21 protein-coding genes and 1 pseudogene are annotated in these 20,215 nt (G+C 43.9%); 13 read left to right on the forward strand and 9 right to left on the reverse strand.

The genetic code is table 11. The annotated features are described in order from the left end of the window. Positions 1-25 precede the first annotated feature (25 nt). Complete coding sequence (locus Q4519_RS05830; protein WP_303510615.1) at positions 26-274, reverse strand: phage integrase N-terminal SAM-like domain-containing protein; 249 nt, start codon at positions 272-274, stop codon at positions 26-28. A 730-nt stretch (positions 275-1,004) separates the two neighbouring features. On the opposite strand from Q4519_RS05830, the gene Q4519_RS05835 reads away from it, so the two are divergent. Continuing rightward, entirely contained in the window at positions 1,005-1,922 is a 918-nt protein-coding gene (locus Q4519_RS05835; protein WP_303510619.1) for a hypothetical protein, read from the forward strand. 484 nt (positions 1,923-2,406) lie between these two features. Here the strand turns inward: Q4519_RS05835 and Q4519_RS05840 are convergent. The 3 genes and pseudogenes from Q4519_RS05840 to Q4519_RS05850 form a co-directional block, all read right to left on the reverse strand. Beyond that, positions 2,407-3,442, reverse strand: a pseudogene (locus tag Q4519_RS05840) (IS110 family transposase). Between the two features lie 192 nt (positions 3,443-3,634). After that, positions 3,635-4,132, reverse strand: coding sequence for a GNAT family N-acetyltransferase (locus tag Q4519_RS05845; RefSeq protein WP_232803987.1), 498 nt, complete (start codon positions 4,130-4,132; stop codon positions 3,635-3,637). Next, complete coding sequence (locus Q4519_RS05850) at positions 4,129-4,401, reverse strand: DUF1778 domain-containing protein (RefSeq protein ID WP_013571703.1); 273 nt, start codon at positions 4,399-4,401, stop codon at positions 4,129-4,131. Before Q4519_RS05850 ends, Q4519_RS05845 begins: the two co-directional genes overlap by 4 nt. Before the next feature lie 669 nt (positions 4,402-5,070). On the opposite strand from Q4519_RS05850, the gene Q4519_RS05855 reads away from it, so the two are divergent. The 7 genes from Q4519_RS05855 to Q4519_RS05885 all read left to right on the forward strand — a co-directional run bounded on the left by Q4519_RS05855 (position 5,071) and on the right by Q4519_RS05885 (position 9,561). Next, complete coding sequence (locus Q4519_RS05855; protein ID WP_303510626.1) at positions 5,071-5,442, forward strand: DoxX-like family protein; 372 nt, start codon at positions 5,071-5,073, stop codon at positions 5,440-5,442. Positions 5,443-5,737: 295 nt separating this feature from the next. Beyond that, a complete protein-coding gene (locus Q4519_RS05860; protein ID WP_303510630.1) occupies positions 5,738-6,058 on the forward strand; it encodes a hypothetical protein in 321 nt (106 codons plus the stop codon). Between the two features lie 102 nt (positions 6,059-6,160). Further along, on the forward strand, positions 6,161-6,286 hold the full coding sequence (locus Q4519_RS05865) for a hypothetical protein (protein ID WP_303510633.1): 126 nt from the start codon (positions 6,161-6,163) through the stop codon (positions 6,284-6,286). Positions 6,287-6,420: 134 nt separating this feature from the next. Next, a complete protein-coding gene (locus Q4519_RS05870; RefSeq protein ID WP_232803978.1) occupies positions 6,421-7,110 on the forward strand; it encodes a 7-cyano-7-deazaguanine/7-aminomethyl-7-deazaguanine transporter in 690 nt (229 codons plus the stop codon). 60 nt (positions 7,111-7,170) lie between these two features. Continuing rightward, positions 7,171-8,304: a 1-acyl-sn-glycerol-3-phosphate acyltransferase gene (locus tag Q4519_RS05875; protein WP_303510638.1), complete on the forward strand. Its 1,134-nt coding sequence runs from the start codon at positions 7,171-7,173 to the stop codon at positions 8,302-8,304. 192 nt (positions 8,305-8,496) lie between these two features. Further along, positions 8,497-9,147, forward strand: a complete 651-nt coding sequence (locus Q4519_RS05880; protein ID WP_303510641.1) for a YoaK family protein — start codon at positions 8,497-8,499, stop codon at positions 9,145-9,147. A gap of 9 nt (positions 9,148-9,156) precedes the next feature. Then, complete coding sequence (locus tag Q4519_RS05885) at positions 9,157-9,561, forward strand: DUF1294 domain-containing protein (RefSeq protein WP_232803975.1); 405 nt, start codon at positions 9,157-9,159, stop codon at positions 9,559-9,561. A gap of 99 nt (positions 9,562-9,660) precedes the next feature. Here the strand turns inward: Q4519_RS05885 and Q4519_RS05890 are convergent, their stop codons facing one another. After that, positions 9,661-9,960: a hypothetical protein gene (locus tag Q4519_RS05890; RefSeq protein WP_303510645.1), complete on the reverse strand. Its 300-nt coding sequence runs from the start codon at positions 9,958-9,960 to the stop codon at positions 9,661-9,663. A gap of 355 nt (positions 9,961-10,315) precedes the next feature. On the opposite strand from Q4519_RS05890, the gene Q4519_RS05895 reads away from it, so the two are divergent. The 4 genes from Q4519_RS05895 (at position 10,316) to secF (ending at position 14,145) form a co-directional block, all read left to right on the forward strand. Further along, the gene (locus Q4519_RS05895; protein WP_303510888.1) at positions 10,316-10,660 is read left to right on the forward strand and encodes a hypothetical protein; all 345 of its coding nucleotides are present in this window, start codon (positions 10,316-10,318) and stop codon (positions 10,658-10,660) included. Between the two features lie 174 nt (positions 10,661-10,834). Further along, positions 10,835-11,194, forward strand: a complete 360-nt coding sequence (locus tag Q4519_RS05900) for a hypothetical protein (RefSeq protein WP_303510648.1) — start codon at positions 10,835-10,837, stop codon at positions 11,192-11,194. Between the two features lie 195 nt (positions 11,195-11,389). After that, complete coding sequence (gene secD, locus Q4519_RS05905; protein WP_303510651.1) at positions 11,390-13,234, forward strand: protein translocase subunit SecD; 1,845 nt, start codon at positions 11,390-11,392, stop codon at positions 13,232-13,234. 20 nt (positions 13,235-13,254) lie between these two features. Further along, on the forward strand, positions 13,255-14,145 hold the full coding sequence (secF, locus tag Q4519_RS05910) for a protein translocase subunit SecF (RefSeq protein ID WP_233053540.1): 891 nt from the start codon (positions 13,255-13,257) through the stop codon (positions 14,143-14,145). 170 nt (positions 14,146-14,315) lie between these two features. Here the strand turns inward: secF and Q4519_RS05915 are convergent, their stop codons facing one another. Next, the gene (locus tag Q4519_RS05915) at positions 14,316-15,443 is read right to left on the reverse strand and encodes a hypothetical protein (protein WP_303510653.1); all 1,128 of its coding nucleotides are present in this window, start codon (positions 15,441-15,443) and stop codon (positions 14,316-14,318) included. A 240-nt stretch (positions 15,444-15,683) separates the two neighbouring features. Between Q4519_RS05915 and Q4519_RS05920 the strand changes: the two genes are divergently transcribed. Next, positions 15,684-16,466, forward strand: coding sequence for an ABC transporter substrate-binding protein (locus tag Q4519_RS05920; protein ID WP_303510655.1), 783 nt, complete (start codon positions 15,684-15,686; stop codon positions 16,464-16,466). Positions 16,467-16,506: 40 nt separating this feature from the next. Here Q4519_RS05920 and Q4519_RS05925 read toward each other — a convergent pair whose 3' ends face one another. Genes Q4519_RS05925 through Q4519_RS05935 form a run of 3 tightly spaced genes read right to left on the reverse strand, consistent with a single transcriptional unit; the run spans position 16,507 to position 19,966 of the window. Then, positions 16,507-17,814 carry an ABC transporter substrate-binding protein gene (locus tag Q4519_RS05925; RefSeq protein ID WP_303510658.1) on the reverse strand — a complete coding sequence of 436 codons (1,308 nt, stop codon included), beginning with the start codon at positions 17,812-17,814 and terminating at the stop codon, positions 16,507-16,509. 3 nt (positions 17,815-17,817) lie between these two features. After that, complete coding sequence (locus tag Q4519_RS05930) at positions 17,818-19,263, reverse strand: ATP-binding protein (RefSeq protein WP_232803968.1); 1,446 nt, start codon at positions 19,261-19,263, stop codon at positions 17,818-17,820. After that, positions 19,253-19,966: a response regulator gene (locus Q4519_RS05935; protein WP_232803967.1), complete on the reverse strand. Its 714-nt coding sequence runs from the start codon at positions 19,964-19,966 to the stop codon at positions 19,253-19,255. Before Q4519_RS05935 ends, Q4519_RS05930 begins: the two co-directional genes overlap by 11 nt. Between the last annotated feature and the right edge of the window lie 249 nt (positions 19,967-20,215).

Here is a 20,215-nt window from a genome sequence, read left to right on the forward strand (position 1 = left end):
CGGTGGCGCTCTGAAACATGCATCTTCAAGTTGATTGGGTATATATTAAGGCGCACAAGGCTAAATTTTGTGTGCTACTACTCACCTTGCGTACATTCGCAAGGTAAGAAAGAAATTGCTCAATTTCGGTGTTTGCCATCTCATTTGGGTGGCGCATGCGATGGAAATAAATGAACTGGCGAATCCAAAATAGATACGTTTTTTCGGTTTGCAAGCTATAACGACGAGCGCGTAAATCTGCTCTGATACTCTCTATAAATGGAGATTTCGCCATGACCTAGCGCCTCAATTGTTGCTGTTTATTTATACAGTTATAATGGCGTTTGGCTAGTTTTGCCAAGTTTTGGCGCGGTAAATAAATTGTAAAAGTCTCGCTTTGTTCACACCTCATTTCTAACGCTTTGATATATAATCACAAAATAAGTCAGCCAAATCCTTTATGGGGGCCAAATTTGGTCTCGGTAAATGCTAGGCTCGCTTGGTTTTCCTCTGGGCTCAGCGTTAATGGCGAAAAGTGGTGGTAAGCGGATGATAAATAATTATTTTAATGGGTTAGGCCTAGATGGTAGTGTTTGGGTTTATCAAGAAAAACGTGTAATACGCTGTTAAATTTCGAAGCACATGAATCAAGATATATCAAATTGTTCAGAATGTGGAAGTGACTATTTCACCGAAATCTCTGAAATGCAGTCTATGTGCCCAGAGTGTTCGCATTACTTATACGGTTATGAAAATTGTAAGCATGTATTTAAAACAGTAAGGTGCCATAAGTGTTACTGGGATGGGTCTAGCACTCCATATATTGATAGTATAAAAACTACTAAATGACGAAACCGTTCAAAAATTTAACAAAGCTATTCACCGGAACAGCAGTCCTTCGTTGCAATTTATGCACTACGCTGCCGCTCCGTTAACATAAATTACAACTACAGCCCGCTGTCCAGTGATAGCGGCGTTATGTGCCAAGTCGAGTCCTGTGGTCTATTCATTAAAAGGAGTTAAAAATGAGTGCTAGTGAATCTAATAGAAGAATAAAGTTTTCATATCAGTTAGATAACTGGGATTACGAAACGGGCGATCGGGCATATTTAAAAGCAAATGCTAGAAAATTAATTCCTTCTGAGTATACCCCAGAAATGGATGGTTCGCTGTATTGCCCCGCTTGCTTCACTAATTTGAACCGAATACCGAAAGAAAAAGAACATTTTACTAATGGGCGTGATGCTTACTTCGCCCATATGACAAAGTTCAAAGATACAAAATGTGATTTGAAGTCAATAAAACCAGAAGGTAAAAAATTTAATAATTGGGAGGAAGCTAAGCAAGCTATTGATGATGAGAATTTAGTGATTATCAGTAGTTTCTTAAAATCAAAGCCAGAACCCAAAGAAGATAGCCCTGCTGTTTATGACGAAACTCCAGTAGAAGATCAGGACGGCCCTGAAACAGAAGTTGCCATAGGTCGTCATAATGGTGAGAGCTTTACATTACCGAGTAAGATCAAGACCGTCGCTGGCTTATGTCGAAATTTTGATGAAAACCTTTATAAATATTTTCACCTGCCAGGTAAAAATAATGCTATTCGGTTAATTGATTTACTTAAAGATGTTAAATCAATTTCTGAAGAAGATGACAAACCAAAGTTTTATTATGGTCGTATAATCCGAACAGCTCACTTAGGTGAGCATAAAAGACCAACTAATTTTCGTATGACGTATTTAGATACTGAAGCTGTTGGAGACTTTTGCCTTAAATCACAAGACAAAGACCAAAAAGCTCATGGCATTACAGATGATTCAGTTGGTCGCATCGTTATAGTTTATGGTACCGTTCAGGAAAACGGGACGGGGTTGTGCTTCCAAGGACTTGGTTGGGGAGAGTTCAGTTTACTTCCTGAAAAGTATAATCATCTATTAGATTAGGCACTTAACACATATGAGCCTCCCGTTTGTCAAGAGGCACGCTGATCCCTTTGACAGTTTTTTAATCGAATTTAAAGCCAATCAGCAAAGGCGTTTACTTCGCTTTGTCATGCTGTTGTTAGGATATCGCCTACAACAAACACATATTGAGGCTCTCTTAGTGCGGTCTCATCGCTGCCTGTTATTATTTTTCATCCATGAAAATAACAGGGCACTAGACAGTTATCGGTTAACCTCGTGCTGGCACTATTCAAGTCAAAGGTGCTCAAGGCACAGTTAGTTTCAGGCTCAGCCAAGCTGTAAGCGATTTTGCTGATTGTTTTATGCGCGCCAATAAGGTGCCTAATCAAGGCGAAATCGCTTTAAGCATTGGCATAGTGTTCATCGTTACATTAGAAGTCAGGCTTCAATTATCATGATGTCCACGAGATGCTCGCTGTTATCGAGTTAGGTCTTCAGCTCAACTTATTGCGCGACTTAAACGTCAGTTATTTAAGAATCGTTGTTCATCAAATACCGTTTTATTTTTTAACATGAAATAGACGCAACGGCCGAGTTTATGGGCAAGTGCTGAAAGCGCTTTACCTTTACTCATCCGTTTTTGTAATCGATTTAGGTAGGCACGTGCTTTGTCATTGCCACGCAGGTAGAGCACTGCCGCTTCTGAAAATGCCCACTTCAGATGGCTGTTACCAATTTTGTTGCCCTGAGTGCCATAGGTTTTACCGGCAGATTCCGCTTTGCACTTGATGAGTCGTGAGTAGGAGGCAAACTTTTGCACTGATTCAAATCGTTCAATATCGCCGATTTCAAAAAGGATAGTGAGCGCCAATATTTTACCAATGCCAGGGACAGTTCGAAGGATACTCAGGTGAGCGGGCTTTGGCTTGCTGCTCGATGAACCATTCGACCTGAGCCAGCTCTTTGGCGTAGAAATCGAGTAAAGCCATGTCCATATCGATGTTGCGCTGAACGATTGGATCATCAAATTGTTGCCGTAGTTGTTGCCTTGCACTGATGTTTTTGAGATTTAATTCGGTGGCAGGGAGATTGTACTGGCTGTTGGTATTTGCGACATGGGCTTTGAGCATGGCGCCGTGACGAACAATTTTAGTGCGACGTCGTAATAAGTCCCGATCAGCCCGCATGGCTTTCGGATAGGTATAAGCCAGCGGGAAATTGCCACCTCTTAATAAGCAGGCAATTTTAAAGGAGTCGATTTTATCATTTTTGGCTTTGCCCCCGTGAATGGCTTTCATGTAGAGGGCATGGCCTAGGACGAAATCAATGCCTTTCTCGTGGCACCAATCAGAGACCCAATACCAACAATGCATGCATTCAACGCCAACAACGATGTTGCCAATGTAAGACTCAAGTAAGGTCAGTAAAGCCTCCTTATCGGCAGCTATTTTTTGATGGAGGACAATTTCGCCTTGTAAATCAATGATGCAAACATAAAGAATACGGGCATGTAAATTGATACCACAGTAATATGGATGTGCGTTATTATAAAAGTTCATTGAGCTTTCTCCTGTTCGGTTTAGACACCTTAAGCATCCCTCGGTTAGAGATGTGCGGGAGGAGGTTCAATGACTATCAAGTTGCTTAAACGGACAAAAAACAGTTGGCTTTTTGCTCGTCCCTCGCTAATTTTAGCCAACAATTTTATTGCCGCTTAGCAAAGCGTTAGTTTGCTAAAGGCTAGCGGCTAACTAGCCTAAGCTTGCTCTCACATCAGCAATGGTGATGAAGAGTTTATTTTCAGCGTCTTCAAATGCTTGAAAACCATAGCGCTCATAGAAGTGTTTCGCACCGTCTTTGGCGTCAACGATAACAACTGGAAATGCAACGCTATCACTAGCAGCTAGTAGTTTTCTGAGTGCGTCGATAAGCAGCCACTCACCAAAGCCTTTCCCTTTGTATCGGTCATCGACAGCAAGACGGGCAATCAGACCACCAGAGGTGGATGATTGGTGCTTTTTTTGTAACCTATCAGGCAATGCCTTTAAGTCAATTGGTGTCATTGTTAGCGTGTAAAAGCCGATGACATGTGAGTTGTCGCTATCATCTTCCAAAACAAACGTTCTGGTGTTGTCCTTCTTTGCTTGCTGACTCGCCATTACTTTTAAGTAATTATTGAGAGCTTCGATGCCACAGTTGAATCGGTTTCTATCGTGTTTAGCTTTATCTAGAAGTACCGTATTCATCATTGAATTTTGCTCTCGTATCGATCAGCAGCAGCTTTTAGTTTTGAGTTCTGTGTTGCAGGACGGTCTAAAGCTTCCATGAGCAACATCGCATCTGCTTGGCTCAGTTTTAAAGCCTGCTCACGTTCGATGACTTGTTTAGCTTTTTCGATTGCAGCGCTTAGAACAAACGAGTTGATGCTAGACATGCCGGCGATCGCGGCAGCCTTAGTAAGTAAGTCTTGTGTATCGACATCAACTCTAGCGGTGATGCGAGGCAAAGTAGTAGCCATAATGTTATCTCCTGTTGTGTCAAAATGTCACATGTGTATTATGGTCTTAAAGTGTGCAATAAGCAATCTCCGTGTCACTTTGGCACGCAAACTAATAAACAATTTAAGAGTGATTCGGCACGCTTGGCATTTTTCATTTCATCGTTGGGTTTCGTGTTTACGGTGGTATGGTTTAGGTGTGGTGGCAGCGTTGCTCACACCTTAATGCGGCGCTGACGGATCCCCTCATAATTTAAGCATCGCTGTTTGATGGATCACCCGTATATATTCGTAGATTGCCCACTCTATATCCGCGCTACTTTTTCGGTGGTCCTGGGACATAAACACATGAGCTCTCTAATCCCTATTTAAGCCACCGTGAAGTCGTTGCAGGCCCTTGTGTACCCAAACAAGTAGGTAACAAAGTTTACATTTTGTATGTGATGCGTGAAGCGCGAGACTGACGTAAGTGTTTACTAAGTAAATAGTAGGTTCAAGTATTTCAGAGCAGTGATAGGTGCAGTTACAATTGGAGTCGTTTCAATAAGATGCTAATGTATTGTGTAATTGAGCGACCAAGAGTGAGTAAGGGATTTATTCACATAGATTGGTACTAGACGCGTGGTAATTTACGCATGTCCGGATCAGTAATGGATTGCTCTACCGCGATTACATACAAGGAAGCATTAGGTGTCATCAGAGCAAATTGCACGATACATTGTTGGGTTTAGTTGGCTTTACCACGGTATTTTTCCAAAATTATTGCATGTTGCTCCATTAGAAAAAGCAATGACAGCTAGCCTAGGTTTCTCTGACGAAATTTCTTATTTAATTACTAAATTAGCCGGTCTTGGCGAGCTGATTTTTGGTTTAATATTCATCATATTTTATAAAAACCGCACTGTTGTAATGCTAAATATTGCAGGTCTATTTGGTCTGCTGTTTTTTGTTGCTATTTTACAGCCTCAGCTTTTGGTTGGGGCGTTTAACCCGGTTACGACTAACATACCACTGATTGGTTTAAGCTTTATTTTATTAGGTAGGTTGCAAGCTCGAGAGTAGTATAAATTTCATTTGTAACAATATGTTAATGTTTAGCTGAAGGTAGTTGGTTCTGTTCGTTCCTCAACCCCTTAGCATTGCTACACTGGCATAAGAGAAGCAATCTAACACACCGAGTCAGTTCGAGCAGTTTTGCTTAACAGAATATGTTCCTTGGTACCCTGCTATTGAACAGCGGAACATGATGGATAAATGGTTAGAAAAAATAAGCAGGGAGCTTGAAGTCACGCCGGTCTTGTTGGCGCCAAAAGCTTTGTTTTCGGTGAGGTGAGCGTTATTCATTTAAGGAGTGCGTGTGAATCGATTTAAAGAACAGATGCTAGCTACAGAGGTGCTGATGTGGCGTAAAAAAGGATTATTCTTATTAACTGTTTTAATTTGCTTTTTTCCTTTTTATATAACCTACATAACTAGCCAAGAAAGCTTAGAATATAATTTATGGCAATTAAGGTACTTTATAGCAATTGCGATAATACAAGCTGTAGCCCAAATCACCATTGCTTGGTACAACTTAAAAAACAAAGTGCCTAATTATCTGGTTCTTAGCTTTGTTGTGATGATGATGTTTTTTCAATTAACATTTGGTTTAACCGTCATTTTACTTACCAATGCATAACAAATATGAATCGGTGTCGTGAAGTCGACGCTCTATATTCGGTCGTAGAGGGATGACCTTTTTACAGTAAAAGTCGAAGGCCCATTCTATTAGGGCGAATGCATGAACGAACAATATTTGAGTGTGATCTTCAAACAAGTAACATTTTATGATACGAAACGCCGTGAAATCATCCTTGATGGCATTAGCATGCTGCACTTAATTAACTCTTGCCTGTTAATAGATTGATTAGCCATACTGATTGATAAAATAGTCAAATCGGCCTCAATTAGGCTGTTTGGGCTTGTTCGTTGAGGTGGCTTTTGTATAATCCCGCCTCGAATTTTTGGGTTCCCTCACCCCAACCATCAAAAAGGTACAATATGAAACACACACCCTTAATGCAGGCAAAATTTGCCTTGCTAGTTCTATCGCTATTCCATATTGGCATCATTGCATCCAGTAATTATTTGGTGCAACTGCCTGTGACTATTTTAGGTATGCACACCACTTGGGGCGCATTTACCTTTCCGTTTATCTTTTTAGCAACCGATTTAACCGTGCGCATTTTTGGTGCCACGCTGGCGCGTAAAATCATCTTTGTGGTGATGTTACCGGCTTTGGTTATCTCGTATTTGCTGTCGGTTATCTTCTTTAATGGGGAGTATCAAGGCGTTGCTGGGTTAGCGGAGTTTAATACCTTTGTTGCGCGTATCGCTTTAGCGAGCTTTTTGGCTTATTGCTTGGGTCAGCTGCTGGATATTTCAGTGTTTAATCGTTTGCGTCAGTTACGCCAATGGTGGGTCGCACCCGTAGCATCGACCATTTTAGGCAATTTACTCGACACGTTAATCTTTTTCTTTGTTGCGTTTTATCAATCCAGTGATGCCTTTATGGCTGCACATTGGTTTGCCATTGCTTTGGCTGACTATGGTTTTAAGTTATTGATTAGTATATTGGTATTTTTACCTTTCTATGGCGTGATACTCAGCAAAATACAAAAATACCTCATTAATTCTGGTCGTTTATGTGATCAAACTAAGGATGGCATGACGGAAGTATTAGCTCGCTAATGCTTCCTGAGTTAGAATACGGCGTTTTTTTGCACTTGTGTCAGGCATTCAGAGGTAACAATGGCCACAGAAACTACCGGAGCGGAAGATATTTTTGCCGATATTCGTCCCTATAACGACGATGAAATTGCCGGTGTAATTCAACGCATCACTCATGATGACGAATTTATTGCCGCGATGACTAAGGTTCGTTTTCCGCGTTTGTCTGGTTGGGCTCCTTGGTTAATGCGGCCTATTGTCAAGCAAGCTTTAAGCAAAAAGTGGGCAGGGTTAGACTCGGTTGACAAAGTGCAAGCGGAAGTGGCCGCCCACATGCAAAGTATGGTCACTCGTACTACCTCTAAGGTGACTTTTACTGGCCTTGAGCAATTACAACGCGACCAAGCGTATTTGTTTGTGTCTAATCATCGTGATATTGCAATGGATCCTGCTTTTGTTAACTGGGGTTTATTTCATAATAACTTCGGTACGGTGCGCATTGCGATTGGTGACAATCTACTGAAAAAACCTTACGTAACTGATTTAATGAAGCTTAACAAAAGCTTTATTGTGAAGCGTTCTGCGACGGCACCACGTGCCATGATGGCGGCGTTTTCGCATCTTTCGGCTTACATTAAAGATTCATTGAACACAGGCAATAATATTTGGATCGCGCAAAAAGAAGGGCGTGCCAAAGACGGTTTTGATAAAACCGATCCCGCTATTATCAAAATGTTTTACATGCACGGTAAAAAGCAAAAAATACCTTTTGCTGATTATGTGAAACAGCTGAAGATAGTACCTGTGGCAATATCTTATGAATTTGATCCTGGCGATGTTAGTAAAGCGAAGGAGCTGTACGCGACGGAGCAACATGGCAAATACGAGAAAAGTGAGTTTGAAGATATTGTCAGTATCACGGAAGGCATTACCGGTAAAAAAGGCCATGTACACATCGCCTTTGGCCAGCCGTTACAAGATGATTATGATGATGCCGACAGTGTTGCGGCAGCAATAGACGATAGCATTTATCGCCATTATTATTTGCATCCTTCAAACCTGCTTGCGGCAAAAGTGTCTGAGGCTGATAAAGTGTCTCTGGCGGATCGCCAAGCGTTTGAAGAGCATATGAATAAGGTGCCAGAAGAGCTACGTGAGCGTGTTTTAACTATGTATGCTCAGCCCGTTTTTAACCGCGCAAATCTTTCTGTTTAATCTCGCTTTTTTGCTTGGCTTTTATCTGCGAATAAAAGCCAAGTGAACCCGCTATACCCATTATCTTTGTTTTAACTCAGCTCTTTACAGTTACTTATTATGCTATGTTGTGTGCTGTTTTAGTTGTTGGCTTTATGTTTGTAAGCCGGCTTTATTAACAACATCGTTGTAAGCAAGCATAAGGGGATAGATGTGATCACTCGCTTACCTAAATGGATTGAGTTAGGCGCTTTTTTTTTGGCTGTTTTGGCTGGCTGCGTCAATTCGATTGGTTTGTTGGGGTTTGAACACCAAGCGGTTTCACATCTTTCTGGTTCGGTGACGCAATTTGGCGTCGGACTATTAAGCTTTAGTAATGGTACCTTTCATTTACTGCTCATCATTTTAAGTTTTCTTGGCGGTGCCATGATCAGTGGTGTATTGATTGAAAATACCGCCCTGAAATTGGGCCGTCATTATGGCTCGGCGCTATTGATTGAGTCGGTACTTTTATTCCTTGCTATGTTGGCCTTGTTGGATGGTTCAAACAGCGGCCATTATTTTGCTTCAGCGGCTTGTGGCTTACAAAATGCATTAATTACCACTTATAGCGGCGCTATTGTTCGCACCACTCATGTTACTGGAGTATTTACCGATTTAGGCTTAATGCTGGGAGCCAAGTTGCGAGGCCAGCCTTTTGATCGGCGTAAAGGGATTTTATTCCTGATCATTATTATTGGCTTTACCCTTGGTGGTTTAATGGGCGCGATTTTATACCCAGCTTTACATTATCTCTCGTTATTAGTTCCCGCTGCGATGGCGTTTGTACTGGCGGTTGTTTATCACATTTGGGTTAGGAGTTAACTCATTTCAATGAAGTTAAGACTATGGCTAGTTGCCATCTTTTTCTCAGGCTTGTTGTTGGCCACTGGGGTGCTTACCTTGCCGATATGGTTTACAACAGTGTATAGCCTGATGAGCGTGCTGACTTTTGCGTTATATGGCAAAGATAAGTCGGCAGCACGGAAAAAACGTTGGCGGGTTAAAGAGCGTACCTTGCATCTATTTGCGTTATTTGGCGGCTGGCCGGGGGCAATGCTGGCGCAGCAAAAATTTCGCCATAAAACGCAGAAACAACCGTTTCGGTTTATTTATTGGCTAACGATTGTTACCAACTGTGCGGTTCTAGTTTGGTTGTGTACGAGTGATGGCCGTAGTTTTTTGCAAGTGTTGCCGACTGCTTCTGAGCTAGGTTTGGGTTGGCCTAATGTTTTTTAGCTTGGATATCTTGAGTTGATTAGCAACCAGCAAAAGAGGCTAACATGTTGACGGCAATAAAAAGTCTACTGCCGACAGAGGTCACTTTTATTATTAAAATTAACCTTTTTTAGTTAGCTTGATACCGCCAGGGCCAATCAATTCACCACTCGCTTGCACTGTGTAAATTTGCGAGGCATTTTCGTTCATTATTACTTTGATTTCATCGCCTTCTTTTTCAAACTTAAACTCGGCAATTTTGTTACCAGCCATTGATTGAACCATATGGCCGTCTTCTTTAAAGTTAAACTCTTGCATACCGCCAGCAGCGGTATAGTTGCCCTGAAAGCTTTCACCGCCACATGCTGCTAATAACATAAGAGATAAAGAGCCTGCCGCGATCATTTTTACGTTTATCATCATTTTTTCCCAAGTTGATTAAATTACAGAGCAAAATAAATTAATCGTGAGTTTAATAAAATTTATTAGTAAAAACTATATCAATTAAATGTATTTTTTGTGTTTTTAAATATAGGTAGACTGCGCTAGGAGACATCGGTACTAAGCGGTTATTGCAGTGATCTTGATGTAGAAATGAGCCATATTCATCATTTTTGCTAACAAGGCACCATTTCGCTAGGCCGAGAATGCTGTAATTGTTGTGCTGCGGCAAGAAGAGCTTAGCGATTAAATGGCTCTTTATCCAAGGCTAGGGCATAGTGAGCTTCTGTCTACTCTTTATTAAGGATTTCCCTTGGCGATTACTGCTGATGCTATGGCAACACAACTGACGGATTTATCTTGTCGTACTACCTTTTCGATTAAAAAAATCACCGAATATATGCTGCCAGATTCAAAAGAGTCGTTTTACTTATTACTTGATGGCTCGGTGCCGCTGTTAGTGATCCGTCCTGCGTATGAAGTGTTTCTGGCTGACTTAACCACATTGTCTGGCGTTCATAACAAGAAGGGTTATTGCCACTATTCTGAGATGACGCGCTTCCCTAAGCGTATTCATAAAAGCGCCAATGAAATTCACTATGGTTTAGGCTTTCGCTTTGATGACTTAGCTGCGGTGGAGTTGTTTATTCAAAAATTGATAAGCATCATTAGAGGGTAAAATTAATGACGTTGCTTGGCCTTTGGTGATTGTTATTTAGCGGTAGCGCCCCCATTATGGTTTTAGTTTAAGGCTAAATAAGAGTGTAATGTGGGTTTCATTCGGATACTAATGCTGTTTTGTTGTTTGCTCGGGGCTTCTCATGCCACCGCTGGCACGGACACGTCTGTCAAAATGACTCAGTTATCCTCGGCTTTATACACTGATGCAACGCAATGTGTGATGACTGATCAGCAACCACAAAGTTCGCAAGTCTCGCCAGCGTTCGACTTAAGTCATGGCATTCATATTAATGGCGCCAAGTTACGCGTGGCTCATGACGGGCCAAGTGATGGAGACGGAGCACCGACTTATGGTTTAGTGTTTGAGTTTGCCATTGAACCTAGCTTGCAGCTCGCATTAGGGTACGTTGAGCCGTTTAGTCCGCAGCTCTCTTGGATGTTGCATGCGTCATCGCCAGCCTCTCGGTTAGGAGCTTGGAAAGACAGTAATTTACAATACCTTCCCCAGCAGTATTCCCCTTCTTTTACCTAGTTTTTGCAGTGTTGTTGCCTTAGCGCGACAAGCTGCCATTGAAACAGGTTGTTCTTTTGCGTTTACTCGCTTGCGAGAGCTTTTGCTATAGATGCAATAAACAACCTAAATGCACTGATTTTTCAGCTGCTAACACGCTTTATTTGATGCCATTAAATGGCGTTGTATAAGCGAGTCTTCATTAGGTAAAAGAAAATGAAAAAACGTTCCTCTCAACGCGCCTTAAACCAATATTCTCATTGGCAATATGTGGTGCTGATTGCCACCTTACTATTGATGCTACTTAGTGCCTTGCCGTCTTGGTATGGCGAGTCGCCAGCATTACAACTTAATTATCCTCAATCGTCAGCAACGTCAGAGCACTTGGTTATGTTAGATCCACTGGCGCTGCGGCACGCGCTCGTTCAACAAGGCATCGAGCTTAAACAAATCAAGCAAGATCAAGCCACTACTTGGGTTGTGCTCAATGATGCTAAGCAGCTGCCGTTGGCAAAACAAGTGCTGCAGAAAATGTCTGCCGAGCAAGGTATTCCAGATACCCAAGTGACGTTGGCTTCGGTAGCGAACGCGCCTTATTGGTTAACTCAGCTGGGTTTTAACCCAATTGCGCTGGGGCTTGATTTACGCGGTGGCGTGCAATTTTTACTCGATGTTGATATGGCGCCAGTTTACCAAAGCCAAACAGAGCAGCTAAAGAAAGAACTAGGCGCTTGGCTGCGTGAGCACAATATGCGCGGTGGCCAGTTTAAAGAGCTGTCTGCCGATGGGTTTACGCTCTTGCTCGCGAATGAAAGCTATCGAACGGAGCTGCGTGATCACCTTAACAGCCAATATCGCCAGTGGCAGATTATCGGCAGCGGTGATGAGCTTCGCCTAGTGCGATCTGAAACGGAACAGGTGGCGCTGCGCAATCTAACCGTGCAACAAAACCTGCAAATTATGCGTAGCCGTATTGAAGAATTGGGTATCACCGAAGCTGCTGTACAGCGTCAAGGAGATCATCGCATTCGTATTGAGTTGCCGGGTGTGCAAGATCCTGCCCAAGCAAAAAACGTGATTGGTGCCACGGCCAGTTTGGCGTTTTATCAGGTATTGGCTGATGATGCTTTATCAGGCCAAGCCATTCTCGATGAACAAGGCCGACCCGTGCGTGTGGCACAAGTCCCTGTGCTAACGGGCGAGCACATTGTTGATGCCCGTGCCAGTTTGGGTGACATGGGCATGGCTGAAGTTAACATCAGCTTAGACAGCCAAGGCGGCCGCATGATGGCGGACTTTTCGCGGCAAAACATTGGGAAACCAATGGCCACTGCCTACAGCGAGTACTCACGCAATCAGCAAGGGGAGGTTGTGCAAAGTAATAAAATCATCAGTGTAGCGACCATTCAGTCGGGCTTGGGAGCGAAGTTTCGCATTACTGGCGCAGGCTCAATGCAAGATGCTCAAAGCCTTGCCTTGTTGCTGCGAGCCGGCTCGTTAACGGCCCCCGTCACCATAGTGGAAGAGCGTACCATTGGCCCAACTTTAGGCGCCGAAAACATTAGTAATGGTTTTTCCGCATTAGCGCTCGGCTTAGGCATGACCTTAGTGTTTATGGCGCTGTGGTATCGTCGTTTAGGCTGGATTGCCAATATCGCGTTATTAGCCAACATGGTGATGCTGTTTGGCTTGTTGGCGTTGATCCCCGGTGCGGTTTTAACCTTGCCCGGTATCGCTGGGCTGGTGCTCACTGTAGGCATGGCGGTGGATACCAATGTGCTGATTTTTGAACGTATTCGTGACAAGTTAAAAGAAGGCAACAGTGTGGCGCGGGCCATCGATAGCGGTTTTAGCAGCGCCACTAGCACCATTTTTGATGCTAACTTCACCACCATGATCACTGCCATTGTGTTGTACAGCCTAGGTAATGGGCCGATCCAAGGTTTTGCTTTAACTCTTGGTTTAGGGCTACTTACCAGCATGTTTACCGGTATTTTTGCTTCACGCGCCATGATCAATTGGTTTTGGGGCAACGACACTCGTCGCAGCGTAAGGATTTAATCATGACTCAATTACTGAATATGAAAAATGCCAGCCAATGGCGCTATGGCACCAGTGTTATCTCTATTTTATTACTGTGCACCTCATTGTTTTTTATTGTGACTAAGGGCTTTAACTGGGGCTTGGATTTTACCGGCGGCGTGGTCAGTGAAATTCAAGTAAGCCAGCAAATCACCAACAGTGAGCTAAGCCCATTGTTGGAAGCGGGGCTAGGGCAAAAAGTGAGTGTGGTTGCCAGTGATGAACCGGGTCGTTGGGTTATTCGCTATAGTGTGCCGGAAAATATGAACACCACCGCGGTATCGATTGAGGCTTTGCTTGCGCCGCTATCGGGTGAGGTGCAAGTGCTGAACACCAGTATAGTGGGGCCGCAGGTCGGCCAAGAGCTAGCTGAGCAAGGCGGATTAGCGCTACTTGTTTGTATGCTTTGTATTATGGTGTATTTGAGCATTCGCTTTGAGTGGCGCTTAGCACTGGGCTCGCTGGTGGCTTTGGTACACGATGTGGTATTTGTGCTGGGCTTTTTTGCTCTTAGCCAGATGGAGTTTAACTTAACTGTATTGGCGGCGGTGTTGGCGATTTTAGGTTATTCCCTCAATGATTCGATTATCATTGCCGACCGTATTCGTGAATTACTGCGTTTAAAACCCGATGCGGCCACCGCCGATATTAATAATCAAGCTATTGCGGCTACCTTTACCCGAACCATGATCACCTCAGGGACCACTTTAATCACAGTATCTGCATTATGGTTATTGGGCGGTGCGTCGTTAGCGGGTTTTGCCATTGCTATGTTTATCGGTATCCTCGCCGGCACTTGGTCATCGATTGCGGTCGGCACCTCACTACCCGAAGTGTTAGGCCTAAAACCTGAGCATTATCAAGAGGTGGCATTGCCAGATACACCTTAGTCTTAGATAGGAGCCCCTATTATGGGGCGATAAGGCTTGGAGCGGTATTTAACAGCGAAATTAGCGCGCTCAGCGCATAAGATTCGCGATATTCGCTGAGCAAGCTCAGCTCCTACAAAAGCCAACCAGCTTGCCGTTACGCACTCGTAGGCTTGTATTCAATCACGCGTTTAGCTTGGTTTGCTGCTAACTAAGCGCACTTCATTGGGTAATACCTCACATGACAGCTCGGCATAATTCCATTGGTAAAACTTCCTGTCGATTAATGCAAGTTCGGCGTCGCTGAGAGAAATAACTTTATAGTCTTGGCCGCCGCAGTAATGACAGTTGTCATCATTTGGGGGGCGCGCAAACTTGCACCTTTCACATAGCCAAGCTTCTTGGTGACCAAGGGCTTTTACGGCGTTAACACTGGCAACTATGGAAGCTCGCCGTTGTTTGGTTTTGTTGGCAGCGGTTGCTATCGCTGCCTGCTGTGCCTGACGCTCAGCTTGTTCATATTGTGCTTGCTGCTGGCGTTTCACTGCTAGATCGGCGGCCATTTCGAGCTGGCGTTGTTGCGCTCGTTCTAGCGCAGCGGCTTGTGCTTGTTGGCGTTGCGTTTCTTGTTGTTGCTGGCGCGTTTTTTCTATTTTCAGCGCTTGTTCTTGCTGTGCTTGATGTAATGCTTGGCACTTATCCTCAAACACTTTTTGCCGAGGGTGATATAACCACTTTTTATTATTGGTTGTCACAAGCAAGTGGTTGATGATGGCGCTCTTAGGGTTTTGTTGATGCTCATTAATTATGCTAATAAGTGGCTGCATATTGATTTGTACTGTGGGCAGGCCTTGATAGCCGTGAGTGTAACTGTGGCCTAAAAAGTTCAGTATCACAGCTAACTGATAGTCACCGACTTCAAGCACGATAACATCAGCACCTTTAGTTATTTTTGTGCGAGGAATAGTTACTTGTTGGTAGTTAACTTTAGCGCTTTTGGTGATGGGGTAGGTGGCTGTTTGGCAGCCTAGATCGCAGCTAAATTGGTAATCATAATCAGGGGTGACAAAGGTTTGATGGGAGGTAAATAAGTTGCGCGACATCCAAAATAACGAACGTTGTAGGTTGATTTCACATAATGCCGCGGCTTTGCCTTTCTCATGGGCAAAATGATGTTGCTTAATGTTACCTTTTTTAGCGATAACAGGGGTTTTGCAGGCATAACACACACAGCCACAAGCGGCGCCTCTGGGCACATCTTCAACAAAAACCATCTCGTTGCTGGCGTGGTCAAGCGCAAACGGTATCAGTACACTCATTCTTCCTCCCTCTGTTAGTATTAGAGAGAACCAAGTATCGGTCAATGTTATTTAATTTCAAACGGATAAGGTTGAGAGCTGTTTTTGAGAATGATGCGCTAAGCTGACTGATGGCTAAAAAATTGACAATTGAGCAACTTGATTTGTGCTATACCTTGGAAGACTAGGCATGCTAACGCATTTGTTTGCCCCTTCGCTGAAGCCATCGAGAACCTACTCCAAGTAGCATAGGAGGATGTAGTGAAGTATTTAATTTTACTTATCAGTTTGTGGCTTGCTCCGGCTTATGGTTGTGACCATACCTTTAAAGTGAGCATTGATTCTTGGCCGCCATTTTTTGTTAAAGAGCAGGAAGGCTGGACTGGCTTAGACGTAGAGATTTTAAAGCAGGCGATTGCAGGTGCAGGTTGCCAAATTGAGTTTGTTTATATCCCCCCTCGGCGCGGCCTTAAATACATCGCCATCGGCAAAATAGATATTATGATGGCAGCTTCATATACCAAATCTAGAGCTGAATTTGGTTATTTCAGCACCCCTTACCGTGATGAGCTTATTGGTATTATGATGCCTAAAGGTTTATCTAACCTTTATCCTGCTAATCGCCTGACTGATATTTTTAACCAAGATATTTATCTATCCACCCAGCGTGGCGCTTGGTATGGAGATGAATTTGAAGAAATTAAGAAATCACTCCGATTTCAAAGCAAAATTCACTATGCCAACAGTGAGGCGCAAGCGATTGACTTGCTTATGCACCAACGTGTAGATGGCGTGGCTACGGATGTAATGGCTGGTTTGTTTAAAGCGCGAGAGCTTGGTTTTTCCGGCAATATTGAGTTTCACCCTTATTTGTTAAATAGCAGTAAAGTCAGCTTTTATGTCAGTAAAAAATCGGTGCCCGAAGCGCTGTTTAACAAACTAAATGACAGCTTAAATAATTACTTAGAAAGCGATGAGTACAAAGCGCTGCTATCGAGCTATTTGTCAAAGACTTTGTTTCAAAACGCTGCTAGCCCTGAGTAATGTTTGCTAAAGCGTTGGGTTTTGAAGAGATAATACTAACCTAAAACCCCTCTTGACCTTGGCGTTTGCCAATATTTAACAGCTGTACCACCACTTGCTCGGCACTGATGTTGTTTTGGTAAAAATAGCGATACAGGAGCTGAATAATTTCGTTTTGTTGTTGCTCTGGTAGGGCCATTGAATCAGTCAAGCTGGGGACTAAGTTGTGCTCGGCTTGAGCGCGATCGAAATCTTGTTTGGCGGCTAAACTGCAGCTGTCAAAGCCAGTTAGGTCGATATCTTGACGCGCGGGCAGTGAGCCTTTCAGTTGATTAAATTGGCTTTGAAAATCTTTGTTCATTAACAAGCTAGCCATCGCTTGGCTGACTCGTTTACTGTTATTTGCGCCCTGATGGAATAAGACAAAACTGTCCATGTTATAGATAAAACTGTTTTGTGTGCCCGGTGCGGCGGCGCAAATGTAATCTACATTGGCTTGATAGCCGAGGGCGGTTAGTTCGCCTTTGACCCAGTCGCCTAACAGCTGGATGGCAGCTTGGCCTGTGGCTAAGTCGGCGGTCGCTTGTGGCCATTCTTGCGCCCTTTGTTTTGAGCCGACTATGTGTGACAGCTCGCGAAATAAGCGCAAGGTCGCCAAGGTGTTCGCGTTGTTAATGGTGTCGGGGTCTAGCTCAACAAACAGTTGTCTATATTCCTGCGCGCCGTGTAAGCCGAGCGTCATCATTTCAAAAATCATTGCCACTTGCCAAGGCTCATGGCCAATCGCTAGTGGTGTGATTCCTGCTTGTTTAATGGTCTTGGCCGTATCTATAAACTCTGGCCAAGTTTGTGGTACGGGTAAGTTAAGCTGGGTAAAGATGGCTTTATTTAGCCACATCCAGTTGATGCGATGTAGGGTCAGTGGGATGGCGACAAAGTGGCCTTGATAGCGATTAACACTTAAGGCAATATCGGGCAGACTTTGTTGCCATTGCTGTTGTTGGGCAATGCTTTCTAAATCGACTAAAAATCCCAACCGTGCCCATGAACTTATCGCCGGGCCTTCTATTTGCGCCATTGATGGTGGGTTGCCAGCAATGGCGCGAGCTTGCAGTACTGTCATGGCGCTATCACCGCCACCACCACGCACTGCAAAGTCGCGCCAAACCATGCCATTAGCATTAACAGCTTGCTTTAAGGCGGCTGTAGCTCGTTGTTCTCCTTGGCTTGTCCACCAATGCAGTACTTCCACTTGCGGCTGGGTTTGTTGTTGGCTTAGAGGCATCACTTGAGCAATGTTTTCAGTGGCGTAACTAGCTTGGGTCAAGCAAAATGATAGGATAAATATAGAAAGAAAACCGAGTTTCATGACTTAATGCTCCGGTAAGGTGAGGCTGACGATCAGGCCTTGTTGGTGGTGATTTCTTAGGCTGATGTCGCCGCCATGACTGCGGGCGATGCTGCGTGCTATGGTTAAGCCTAATCCTGTGCCTTCTTGCTTTTGCTTGCTTAATCGAAAGTATGGTTCGAAAACTTGTTGTTGCTGAGGCACTGGGATGCCATCGCCATAATCACGGAAATCAATATGCAGTTGTTGCTGCAGTTCGGTGATATTAATTTCAACTCGTTTACCGTATTTTATGCCATTTTCTACTAAGTTGTTGAGTAAGCGTTTTAGTGCCAGTGGTTTACCCAAATACTGTTGCTGTACTTGGCCATGAATGGTGACTTGTTTGTCGTAACGACCATAAAGTTCTGCGCTTTGCTGCAGAATATGGTTGATGTCGACAGGCTCTATGTCTTCGTGCAAGTCGGTATCGCGAATACATTGCAAAGCCCCTTTTACCATAAAATCTAGCTCATTGAGGGCGTTTTCAAATTTTTTCCGAGTAGCTTCATCGGGCAACATTTCGGTACGTAGCCGCAAACAGGCAATCGGAGTTTTTAGGTCATGAGAAATGGCGCTAAATAACATGTCGCGATCGCGCAGATAGTTTTTGATCCGTAAGCTCATTTTATTAAAGGCGCGGGTAGCCGTGATAAGCTCTTCACTGCCTTGTTCGGCCAGCTGCGGCGTGTCGAGCTGCTCGGTCATGGCGCTGGCGGCATTGGCCAGTTTGGCGATAGGTCGGATTTCTCGACGCACCACCAGCCATGTAAAAAATACTAATAATAGCGAAGACAAGCCCATAAAAAACCATTGTTTAGTGTCCATAAACGGGGTATCGAGCAAAACAAAAGGTGCTGGTAAAATAGCGGCCAAATAGAGCCATTCAGTGGGCGATATTTCAATCTGCATGACTAATATTGGTGGATTTAATTCACCCAGTGACAAGCTATAGTTAGCCCATATTTGAGGGACTTCGTCTAACCTGACCTCAGTATTAAACACACGAAGATTTTCACGATCGGTAAATTCTAAGGTAATGGCCTGATCAGTGCTTAGTTCTTGATTAAGCACCTTACGAACTTCGCTGAGTACCATTTTTTTACGTTGGCTATCGGGTAAGGCTTGAATGGCAATTTCATGATTATTCAGCGATACAAAGAAACGTGAACCGCCCATTTTTCGCAGTTGATTTAAAGTTAGGTGGCGATACTCTAATGGCAGTGAGCTAAAAAAGGCGACGGTACTCGCGGCGCTAAGAGCAAGGCTATTAACTGTGCTAATTAAGCCTTCGTTTTCTTTAGCTGCACCTTGTCGATACCAAATGAGTGCGGTGAGGAACTGAGCGCTGATGATCACAAGCAATAATGTGGCCAACAAGCGTACCACTAAGGTGTTGGCTAAGCGTGGCTTCGTGGCATCAGACTTCATGTACGGCCTCAGCGTTGAGCATATAGCCTTGGCCGCGCACGGTTTTAATCAAGGCGCGGTCTTGGTCGTTCAGATGATGGCGCAAGCGACTAATTTGCACATCAATACCTCGCTCTAGTGGCATTGCCTCGCGACCTTTGATAGTGGCAGAAATTTGATCGCGATCTAGCAGTTGATTGGCGTGGCGTAAGAATAGGTGCAACAAGCTGTAATCTGCGCCCGAGAGCTGGTTGATATTGCCTTTCTCATCAATGAGTTGACGGGTAAGAGTGTCGAGCTTCCAGTTGGCAAAACAAATGTAACGCGCTTGATTGAGGCCGGCATTAAACTGCGCCCGGCGTAGCTGCGCTTTAATACGTGCTAATAGTTCACGCGGACTAAAAGATTTAGTCATGTAATCATCGGCACCAATTTCTAACCCCACCACGCGGTCTGCTTCTTCTGCAACTGCGGTCAGCATAATGATCGGCACACTAGAGCTGCGTCGGATCCAGCCGCATAAGCTAAAGCCATCTTCTCCGGGCAACATCACATCGAGAATGATTAAATCGGGATTGTGTTGTTGCAAACATTGGCGCATTTCAATGCCGTCGGCTGCGGTGAGTACGGTAAAGCCGGCATTGCCTAAATAGTCTGATAGGGCGTCTCTGAGTTCGGCATTATCGTCTACTACTAACAGGGTTTTTGCGACTGCTGTTGGCATACTTCCCTCGCTTTATTATTGTTATTTTTTAAACCTATTAAGTGTACTGAAACTGCTTGAACAAGGCACGCGTCGTTTTGTAAGCATTCGCTTACAAACTGCTTTCTCTATGTCACCTTCGCAAGACAAAAAGCCCATAGACTGCTAATGCGGGGATAATTGAAAAAGAATTTTCCTTGGTGAGAGTGGGTTTTTGATAAACAAAATATCCTTTTCAAGGATGAAAAAGTTAAGCATGCAAGGATGTAC

Source organism: Motilimonas sp. 1_MG-2023 (genome assembly GCF_030547455.1).
In the GTDB taxonomy this organism is placed as follows: domain Bacteria; phylum Pseudomonadota; class Gammaproteobacteria; order Enterobacterales; family CBDFNC01; genus Motilimonas.